Here is a 255-nt window from a genome sequence, read left to right as displayed (position 1 = left end):
CTTCACCACCGTGCTTTACCGGATCAAACGCTGCCAGTTTTTGTTCTAAAGAGAGCTTGGGGCTACCTTTTCGATGAACTACCACACCGAAATCGTCGGAGGATACGTCAACTGGTTGTCCGGCGACAAAATGTACTTTTCGCGCAAGGGCGGCTGGAATGCGTACTGCCAAGCTGTTGCCCCACTGCTGGACAGTTGAATTTGCTGTCTTACTCATCATATCTCCTGTTATGTAGATACTAGTATATACTTTTT

1 protein-coding gene is annotated in these 255 nt (G+C 47.1%); it reads right to left on the bottom strand.

Features of this window, described 5'->3' with window-relative positions:
* A partial coding sequence (locus tag QN347_RS20370) for an AbrB/MazE/SpoVT family DNA-binding domain-containing protein (RefSeq protein WP_323494485.1) occupies nt 1–217 on the bottom strand: 217 nt, incomplete at its 3' end.
* Nucleotides 218–255 lie beyond the last annotated feature (38 nt).

The organism is Sphingomonas sp. 10B4 (assembly GCF_035019905.1).
Lineage (GTDB): Bacteria > Pseudomonadota > Alphaproteobacteria > Sphingomonadales > Sphingomonadaceae > Sphingomonas > Sphingomonas glacialis.
This window is presented reverse-complemented; position numbering and strand designations above follow the sequence as displayed.